Here is a 9,552-nt window from a genome sequence, read left to right on the forward strand (position 1 = left end):
CCCCGATTGAAATTAAATGAGACCTATCATAAAATAACTCTGGTTTGCTGGGTCTTTCAGGATGATTTCTTTCTCCCGCATGAAACGGATATAGTTCTTGGCTGTCCGCTCCTTGATGTCCAGCACCTGTTGCAACTGTTCGCAAAGGTCAATGTAGGTGATGTGTGTCTGCCGTCCGAAAATATCACGGGCTACACCCACCAGTTCCCTTTCCTTGCGTTTCTCTTTTTCTTCACGTGGCTTTTCGCCCCGGTACGTGTGCATCCCGGCTTTCTTGTCCCATGCGAAAAGCATCAGCGGCACGTCCAGCGGGCTTCCGTCCCTTACTTTCAGGGCTTTCACTACCGATTGCGTGGGTTCATCGTCTTTTTCGATTGACAGGATGGTAGCTGCCTTCCTTTGTAGTTCGCTTCCAAGATGTCCACGCAGCTTTAATCCGTTCGGGACAAAATGAAGCACGCAAAGTATGCAAGTGTTATAGATACCCGCCAACCGATACAGTTCATCTATCACCGCCACGCTTTCCGCTTCATCGTTGGCACTCTTTACGAGGTCGGCGATGCCGTCAATGACAACCAACTGGATGCCGCCATACTGGTAGTAGAACTTATCCATGCTTTGTATTATAGCGTTCAACCGTTCCTTTCGGGACATTCCCGTAAGGCAGAACGCTTTCAGTTCTTCCGGCTTTTCCTTTTGCCCCGCACGTGCCAGCAGGTTGCTTACGTTCTTGAAAAGCTGTACTTCCGACTGTTCGGTATCATAGAACAAGACCGCCTTGTGACTGTCGTTAGCGGTTATCCGTATGCCCAGCGTGTCTGTTTCCGTATCGGGAGGGCTGATACAGCCTGCCACGATTGCGGCTACATAGTTGCTCTTGCCAGTTCCCTCGCCCCCGGTGATGCCGAACAGGTTGCCTTGTGTTCCCAGTGGAACATCGCCCGCCGATATGATGACCTGTGCTTTGACGGGCGGATTGTTGAAGTCTATCTCGCATGATTTAAGCATAATCAGTGTGTCGCTATATAGATCGTCTAAAAATCTGATAAACAGTTTCAGGAAATCTTCACGGGTGTTACCCGCCTTGAAATAATCCGATATGTCCTTTTCCTCTTTCGTGCCCGGAAGCGGTAGAGAAAGGCGTTTCACGCCAAATTCCCCCAGCAGTCTTTCCTGCCTGCTTGAACTCTCCCTGCCTGTCTTGTCCATGTCGAAAAGCAGGACAATGTGCTTGAAACGGAACGTCAGCCGATAAACCAGCGTGGACGGTATCGTTACCGTTTCACTGTTGAAGCAGATGGCATGAAAGCCATGTGCCGCCAGTGAAAGTACGTCCTTCTCGCCACCCGTGATAAACAATGTGTCACCTTTGGCGGGCAGTTGCTCCAATCCGAAACAGTAGTTTTCCCCGAAGCTGCCGCCATATAGGAAACGGGGTGTGGAAAAGGGACGGTACAGCTTAATGTACTGTTTGCCCTTGTAGCCGTACATCGGTTCTGTCGCCGATGAAATGTAGGTGTATGGCTTTCCCTCTGCCGTTTCACTGCTGTATTCCCGGAGTGAGCAGACCTTGTAATGCTCCAACACTTCGGGAGTGATGCCGTACTGCCGCCAGTATTCCATTTCTGCGGTGGAAAATTTCTGCTCCCTGAACTGGTAAGGCTTGACAGGCTTTTCGGGCGGTTCAACAGGTGTGTTCGCCACAATACGTTTGTCGGTAGTCTGGGATATAGGAACGGGTGTCCCGGAAGATAAGCCCAATCCCAAGTCCCGGTCGATGGTTTCCAGTATCTCAATGAAGTCCAAAGCCCGATTACAGTCCAACCCTTTCAGTTGTCCCACGAGGAAAAAGCAGTCGCCGCTGTAATTGTCGTTGCCGAAGTCTTTCATCTTGTACATACCGCTATGGCGGTCGAAGTAGATGTTGCAGGAAGCCTTGCTGTCTTCATACAATGGATTGAGAAAGTTTCTACCGATGCGCCAGTTGCCGGACAGGTAGTGTTTGAACACCGACAAGCCGTTATTTGTCCTGCTTAGTATTTCTTCTTTCCTTAGCATACAATTCATGATTGGTTATCAGGTTACGCATACATTCGTCATTACTCTTTATCAGCCGTTCTTCCAGCAGGCGTTTCAGTTCGCCTATCTTGTAATAACACCGTCCTCCAATGTTAGAAAAAGCGACTACACCTTTTGCACGCAAACGTTGCAATGTTCGGTCGCTGATTTGGAGAAATGTGCAGACCTCGTAACTGTCCACCCAGATTTCATCCTCGTTTTTCGTGTCCTCCTGTGAAAACACATAATTGGCTATCACATCTATCTTAGCCACTATCTCCTTATAGGCTTTTGATTCAATTGTAATCACATCCATATTGTTAACTAATTGATTTTGCTGCAAAGTTCGGGATATGAAAATGATTAAAAGTCATGGTTCATACCGTCATGGTAAAAATATTTTTAGTGTATTTTAGGACTGTTTTTAATGAGATTTCAGCTTAAAGAAGTACAGCCAAGCTAGTTTTGAGAACAAAACAAGATGAAAATAAAAATACCGTGTCGGTATGAACACGGTATTTTATAGATAAGAATATCAGATGATTATCTCTTATTGTCATCTTCTCTCATTCGTTTGGATAGTTTTTCTGCCAGCAAATTCAAGTAGGCAGTCTGGTCTTTTCGTTCTTTCATGGCGATATACGCATCATAATAGCCGCCTAAGTCTATGTTGAATATGGAACTAAGGTATTTCATAAACTCCTTAATCTCTATATTGCCGTGATTTATATCTCCGGAAGAAACGAGGGCATAGCCTAATTCTATCAAGGCATTCTTTTTCCCTGTAAAACGAATTGGAATCTTTGTTGTAACGGTTTGTTTATCCTCTATGTAACTGTCGCATTCAAGTTTTTGTAATCTCTTGTTCAGATAAATGCGTAACATTTCATTAGCAAGTATTTTTGCGACTTTATAATCATATCCGGTTGAAAAATTAGGGTCTTTATCAAATTGCGCACTATCGGTACATAAACGAATGTCTGTTCTACCACGCAAAAAATAGTGCTCATCATGGATTGTTGAATGAGAACGGTAATATTGGTAGAAGTCTAAATTTCGATTGAAAAAATAAGTCAGACTATCCAGTTCTTTATTGATATAGAGCCTTATTACTTCATTACTCCCTGTCGGGCATTGCGTTTCTATACGATATATTTTATAGAAATACAATAATCTACCTAATAATTCAGGTTTCTGATTTTTGAAAAAGAATATTTCTTCCTCTTTTGAGGAAAACACATAGGTTTGTAGTTGGTTTCTCAAATCAGTTAGAACACTTTGTAGCCGAAGTACCATTGAAAGAGAAGTTTCGATAATATCGAAGTCGTAGAGATCGATTTTATCAATCTCTTCATTAACTTGTGCCAATATTTTATCAAACACTTCTTTCATATATATTTATATCATGATTGCTTGCTCCATTTTATAATAGCTCGTTTGAATAAATAAGCAATAATAATCCTATGAAATAACCATATTGCTGCAAAATAAATTCTACCTAAAATATTTTCATATTTAACAAATGTACTTATGCTTATTATTTGTTTATTATCACTCAAATTGGAACAAAATAATGAAACATGAAATGTCAAATGCTTGTCATTTGTTCCTATAATTATTTCATTATTATTTTGCTCTACAATTATATCCTCAAATGATTTATTTGTTTTTAATCCAAACGGTTTCACTATTATATCACGTAACTTTAATAACCATAATACCCATTGAGGATATTGGCGAAATATCAAGTTAAATAAATCTTTAACAGACATATACGGTTTATTCACCATCGTTTGGCTGAAGCAATCTTCATAATTTACAGGTAAATACTTCTTAATTAAGCTATTCTCTTGTATCATTATATGAATATTATTCGACATTTGTTTCAAATCTTTTAATTAACATATTTTGAAGCTCATTGAAATCACTGATAGGAATTTCAGAACATATATGTTGTAAACCTATTAATAAACCGTATTGTATTATGGCTCTTTTATGCGCATATTCAGCCTCATATCCACAATTCTGAAATAACTTTGTCAAATAGTCTAATCTCAATTTATCTACTTGCTTTACATGTTGTTGCACGATATTATTTGTATAGCTCCATCCTCTAATTCTTCCCTCACATTTATATTTAGAGGAAGCTGACATGTGCGATAAAGTATATAGCTTCTCTTTTACAGTATCTAATTTCTCGACATCCTCTATAAAATTAAGTGTATTCTCTTTTACCCAAAAAGTCATAAGAGCATCTATATATCCGTCAATATTCTTAAAATGATGATAAAATGCTCCTTTTGTGATTTCTAATAGATTACATAAGTTATCTATTGTAATTTTAGAAACTCCTTCATTTTCTATGATTTGAAGCCCCATAATGAACCATTGTTTTTTCTCTACTTTTTTCATATTTTCTTTTTTGTAGTACCATACTGTATGGTATGCAAATATATCAAGTAAATGCTAAATAAGCAAATAACAATACAATAAAAATAATTAGTAGGAGAAACTTTAGTGCAAGGTGCAAGTCTATATTTATATATATAGCTTGCACCTTGCACTAACCGTAGAATATTTATTTTCAATAATTTGTGTATTTGAAAACAAAGTAGTATCTTTGAACCGAAGATAAAGGCAGACACAATCCTGACAAGGGAAGTCAAATGTTCTTTGAAAAAAGTGCCTAATTCGTACCCCCCTTAAAGATTGAGGTACGCTAAAATATTGATTTTAAGACTTGTGAGCCGCATGGTTCAAGACCCAAGCGGATCACCAAAAAGAGTTACTTCTTAGTAACTCTTTTTTTATTTACTCTTTTTACATTCCAAATCAGCAAACCAATACGTAAACTGCCGTATACTGCCATCTTCCATCCGAATATCATAACTTTCAGAAAAAGGTCTTCCCAACTGAAACGGCACAGGCCAGCGATACATCGGACCATCATAACAAAAAGTATGATACTCCCCATTTTCTCCATTCGGGTCTACATAATCCGGTAAAGAATCTACAAAACAACGGTCAATCAGTTTTCCTATAGCAGCTTCCCCCAACCCGTCTGCCATAGTGGTAACAACAACAGTTTTCAGACCTGAAGATAGAAAGTCATCCATTATCTCTTTCGAAGTTTTTCCCCAAAGCGGTTCTACCACTTCAATGCCATAAGGAACAAGTTGCCGTTCTCTATAACCACGTACATCCTGCAAAAAGATATCACCGAAAATAAAATGTGTAACTTCCTCTTCCTTAAAATGCCTTACCGCATTTTCCATAGCCGAAGAATAATCCTCCATTCCTCCTTGAGGAGTCAAATCGACTATATATAAAGGTAATCCTATACTTTCCGCCTGTTTTTTCAGTAGAGACAAAGGAATACCATGCATAGTAGAACGATGTGTATCACGATTTACAGTGGTAAGTAAAGCTACAACTTCATACTCTCCCGTCTGCATTATTTTCCACAAAGCATGAGCAGAATCTTTTCCTCCACTCCAATTGAATACAGCTTTTATTTTATTCATCATCAAAACTTTTATAGTGTACAATCAGATACGAATATAAAAAAATTTGACGACCAAGAAAACATTTCTACACTTCAGACTGTCTATTTATCTGAAAATACAGTCAAAACAACGTATTCGGAGAAAACTCTAAAAAAGAATTATGTGCTTTGAATAATAATCAATAAATTTGCCACCCATAAATAATTTTTGCTACATGAATATAAAAAGCAAGCATATTACGTATATTCTTAGTTTTCTGTTTATCCTAACAAACATTCCTTTTTCTTTACAGGCCCAACAAACATTCACCAACCGGTACGAATCCGATATTCTTCCGTCCGATTCGATATTTGCCCGGTATCTTCACAAACAAAATATTCCTATTACAGCCAACAACGAACTAACTTTACTAACTAGCGGAAAGGCCAAATTCAATCATCTGTTCAAGGAAATAGACAAGGCAAAAGATCATATTCATCTGGAATACTTCAACTTCCGTAATGACTCCATAGCTAAAGAACTTTTCACCCATCTTGTACACAAAGCTAAAGAAGGGGTAGAAATCAGAGCCATGTTCGACGCGTTCGGCAACATGTCAAACAATCGTCCGCTCCGCAAAAAGCACCTACAAATGTTACGTGAACAAGGGGTAGAAATCGTTACATTCGACCCAATCCGTTTTCCCTATCTCAACCATATAGGCAGCCGTGATCATCAGAAAATTGTAGTAATAGACGGTATAGCCGGATATACGGGAGGTATGAATATTGCCGATTATTACATCAACGGTCTTCCTAAAATCGGAGCATGGAGAGACATGCATGTCTATATAAAAGGTCCTGCAGCCGAAGAGCTACAAAAGGCATTTCTTACAACTTGGAACAAAGAAACCAAAGAGCATATTGAAGGAAGTGAATTTTTTCCTTACACACGCGACTCACTGATTCTTCCACCGGCTCATGCAGGCGGGCAAGTGGCTATTGTACAGCGTATACCCAAGAAGGCTCCTAAAGCTATACGCCATGCTTACATTGCAGCAATTGATGCAGCTCAATATAAAATTCAAATTATCAACCCCTACTTTACCCCAACAAGAAGCATCCGGAAAGCTATCAAACGAGCCGTTGAACGGGGAGTACGGGTCGAAATTATGATTCCGGGGAAATCGGATATTCCATTCACCCCAGATGCAGCCTTCTACATTGCTAATAAACTGCGAAAAAAAGGAGCACACATCTATGTATATAACGGAGGATTCCATCATTCCAAAGTCATGACCGTAGACGACCGCTTCTGCACAGTAGGTAGCACAAACCTGAACAGCCGGAGTCTGCGATACGACTATGAAATCAATGCATTCATTTTCGACCTTAATATCACAGATGAGCTGAATCAGCTATTCAAAAAAGACAAGTTGAATAGCACAATATTGACAAAAGAGGAATACAAGAAACGCAGTACATGGAAACGGTTCACAGGATGGTTTGCCCATCTGTTTACTCCTGTACTTTAAGTTCAATATAATCTTCTAAAAACATACAGACAGAAAGACCGAATACCTCGGCTTTCTGCCTGTATGTTTTCTTTTATAAACCCGGACACGTCTTTCGATGTCACCCTTTAGGCTTAAGCCGGATATAACAAAGTCCTTATCTCCCGCATGAAAACTACAGAATCGCTATATAAATAATTACACAACTCTCATTCTGTAGCCAAAGAGTATCATCCACAAGCAGCTGAAGGTCTGCTTATTCTTTACAGTCCGCATTTTTTAGCTGACATATCCCCTATAAATATAATATTTTTCTTATTTTTGCCTACTATGTTATATTAGCCTTAACAGGCACAAAGATGATAGAATGAGAGTTATAGATTTAATAAAATCAACAGAAAAAACAGCATTTTCTTTCGAAGTACTGCCCCCTTTAAAAGGAACAGGAATAGAAAAACTATATCAAACCATTGATGCATTACGCGAGTTTGACCCTAAATATATCAACATTACTACTCACCGAAGTGAATATATCTATCAAGAATTGGGAGATGGATTGTATCAACGTAAACGTATTCGCCGTCGCCCGGGAACAGTAGCAGTAGCTGCTGCTATCCAAAACCGCTACGGTATTACAGTAGTACCCCATATATTGTGTAGTGGCTTCTCTCGCGAAGATACAGAATATGTACTGCTCGATCTGCAGTTTCTTGGCATTACCGACCTGCTGATACTCCGTGGCGATAAAGCCAAACATGAAAACGTATTCGTACCCGAACCAGGAGGATACTCACATGCATTGGAGCTTCAACAGCAAATCAACGATTTTAACCAAGGAGTATTCGTGGACGGTTCTCCTATTAAAGCACCGGTACACAAATTCAGCTATGGAGTAGCCTGTTATCCGGAAAAACATGAAGAAGCCCCTAACATCGATCAGGATATCTACTGGTTAAAAAAGAAAGTAGAAGCTGGGGCAGAATATGCTGTTACCCAATTGTTTTATGATAATCAGAAATATTTCGACTTTGTAGAACGAGTTCGTAAGGAAGGCATTCAGATTCCTATTATTCCGGGTATCAAACCATTTTCCAAGCTGTCTCAGCTTACGGTTGTACCCAAGACCTTCAAGGTAGATCTTCCTCAAGAACTGGCACAAGAAGCATTGAAATGCCAGACTGACGAACAAGCCAAAGCTTTGGGTATAGAATGGTGCATCAACCAATGCAAAGAATTGATTGCACACGGAGTTCCCAGTATTCATTTCTACACAGTAGGTGCTACTGACAGCGTACGCCAAGTAGCTGCACAAATATATTAATATAGCTCATGTTTTTTAAGGACGTAACAGGACAAGAACAGGTCAAAAGACAATTAATAGAATCAGTACAACATAAAAAAGTGGCTCATGCCCTTCTGTTGTGCGGACGACAAGGGAGCGGGAAACTGCCTCTTGCTCTTGCCTATGCCCGATACTTGTGTTGTGAATCTCCTAACGAACATGATGCCTGCGGAGTATGTCCTTCATGTGTAAAAATGAATAAACTGATTCATCCCGACATACATTTTGCTTTCCCCATCGTCAAGCAAAAAGCCGGAAAAGATAGTGTATGCAATGACTTCCTGCCTGCATGGAGGGAAATTATCTTACATTCTCCTTACTTCGGTCTTCCCGACTGGTTGGAAAAAATGGGAGCAAGCAATCAACAGGCACAAATTTTTGTACGCGAAAGCGACGAAATACAACGGAAGTTGGCACTAAAGGCCAGTCAGGGACAATTTAAGGTGATGCTTATCTGGCTTCCCGAAAAAATGAATGCCGAATGCAGTAACAAACTACTGAAATTACTGGAAGAACCACCCGCAGGCACCGTTTTTCTCTTGGTAAGCGAAGAACCGGAATTATTGCTTCCTACTATTCGAAGCCGTACACAACGCATCAATCTGCCTCCACTGTCTGAACACGAAATCGCTCAGGCTTTGGAAGAGCGATATAGAATTCAGCCCGATGATGCACGTGAAATAGCTCACCAGGCTTCCGGTAGCATGCTACAGGCACTAGAAGCCATCCACCTGAGCGAAGAGCACAAGGTATTCTTCGATTTGTTTATCAGACTCATGCGCTCCTCATATGCACGGCGTATTGTAGAGATGAAACAATGGAGCGAGCAAGTAGCATCTATGGGAAGGGAAAGACAGAAAAACTTTCTTGTTTACTGCCAACGCATGATACGAGAAAACTTTATCTACAACTTCCATCTTCCGGATATGAATTACATGACGCAGGAAGAACAGCAGTTTGCCGTACGTTTCTCTCCTTTTGTCAACGAGCGAAATGTGATTGGCATTATGGAAGAACTGGCAGAGGCTCAAACACACATCGAACAGAATGTAAACGCAAAAATAGTATTTTTTGATTTTGCACTGAAAATGATTGTATTACTGAAAGGCTGAAAAACAAATTATAGACAGAAAGCCGACCATATCGGCATTAAA

Annotated in this window: 9 protein-coding genes; 3 read left to right on the forward strand and 6 right to left on the reverse strand. The window is 39.9% G+C overall.

The window, feature by feature from the left end; genetic code table 11:
* Nucleotides 1-12: 12 nt before the first annotated feature.
* The 6 genes from O6P32_RS04825 to O6P32_RS04850 all read right to left on the reverse strand — a co-directional run bounded on the left by O6P32_RS04825 (nt 13) and on the right by O6P32_RS04850 (nt 5,582).
* The gene (locus O6P32_RS04825) at nt 13-2,058 is read right to left on the reverse strand and encodes a bifunctional DNA primase/helicase (protein WP_269877118.1); all 2,046 of its coding nucleotides are present in this window, start codon (nt 2,056-2,058) and stop codon (nt 13-15) included.
* Nucleotides 2,021-2,374 carry a helix-turn-helix domain-containing protein gene (locus tag O6P32_RS04830; RefSeq protein ID WP_055095684.1) on the reverse strand — a complete coding sequence of 118 codons (354 nt, stop codon included), beginning with the start codon at nt 2,372-2,374 and terminating at the stop codon, nt 2,021-2,023. The genes O6P32_RS04825 and O6P32_RS04830 overlap by 38 nt, the downstream gene beginning before the upstream one ends.
* Before the next feature lie 227 nt (nt 2,375-2,601).
* The gene (locus tag O6P32_RS04835; protein WP_269877119.1) at nt 2,602-3,450 is read right to left on the reverse strand and encodes an RteC domain-containing protein; all 849 of its coding nucleotides are present in this window, start codon (nt 3,448-3,450) and stop codon (nt 2,602-2,604) included.
* An 11-nt stretch (nt 3,451-3,461) separates the two neighbouring features.
* Nucleotides 3,462-3,917, reverse strand: a complete 456-nt coding sequence (locus O6P32_RS04840) for a DUF2867 domain-containing protein (protein ID WP_269877120.1) — start codon at nt 3,915-3,917, stop codon at nt 3,462-3,464.
* Nucleotides 3,918-3,927: 10 nt separating this feature from the next.
* Nucleotides 3,928-4,470, reverse strand: coding sequence for a TetR/AcrR family transcriptional regulator (locus O6P32_RS04845; protein ID WP_269877121.1), 543 nt, complete (start codon nt 4,468-4,470; stop codon nt 3,928-3,930).
* 395 nt (nt 4,471-4,865) lie between these two features.
* Entirely contained in the window at nt 4,866-5,582 is a 717-nt protein-coding gene (locus O6P32_RS04850; RefSeq protein WP_269877122.1) for an adenine nucleotide alpha hydrolase, read from the reverse strand.
* Nucleotides 5,583-5,778: 196 nt separating this feature from the next.
* On the opposite strand from O6P32_RS04850, the gene cls reads away from it, so the two are divergent.
* From cls to O6P32_RS04865, 3 genes are all read left to right on the forward strand, one after another.
* The gene (gene cls, locus O6P32_RS04855; protein WP_269877123.1) at nt 5,779-7,077 is read left to right on the forward strand and encodes a cardiolipin synthase; all 1,299 of its coding nucleotides are present in this window, start codon (nt 5,779-5,781) and stop codon (nt 7,075-7,077) included.
* A 346-nt stretch (nt 7,078-7,423) separates the two neighbouring features.
* Nucleotides 7,424-8,377 carry a methylenetetrahydrofolate reductase [NAD(P)H] gene (gene metF / locus O6P32_RS04860; protein ID WP_269877124.1) on the forward strand — a complete coding sequence of 318 codons (954 nt, stop codon included), beginning with the start codon at nt 7,424-7,426 and terminating at the stop codon, nt 8,375-8,377.
* Nucleotides 8,378-8,385: 8 nt separating this feature from the next.
* A complete protein-coding gene (locus tag O6P32_RS04865; protein WP_269877126.1) occupies nt 8,386-9,510 on the forward strand; it encodes a DNA polymerase III subunit in 1,125 nt (374 codons plus the stop codon).
* The last annotated feature ends 42 nt before the right edge of the window (nt 9,511-9,552 follow it).

Source organism: Phocaeicola acetigenes, assembly GCF_027529745.1.
In the GTDB taxonomy this organism is placed as follows: Bacteria; Bacteroidota; Bacteroidia; order Bacteroidales; family Bacteroidaceae; genus Phocaeicola; species Phocaeicola acetigenes.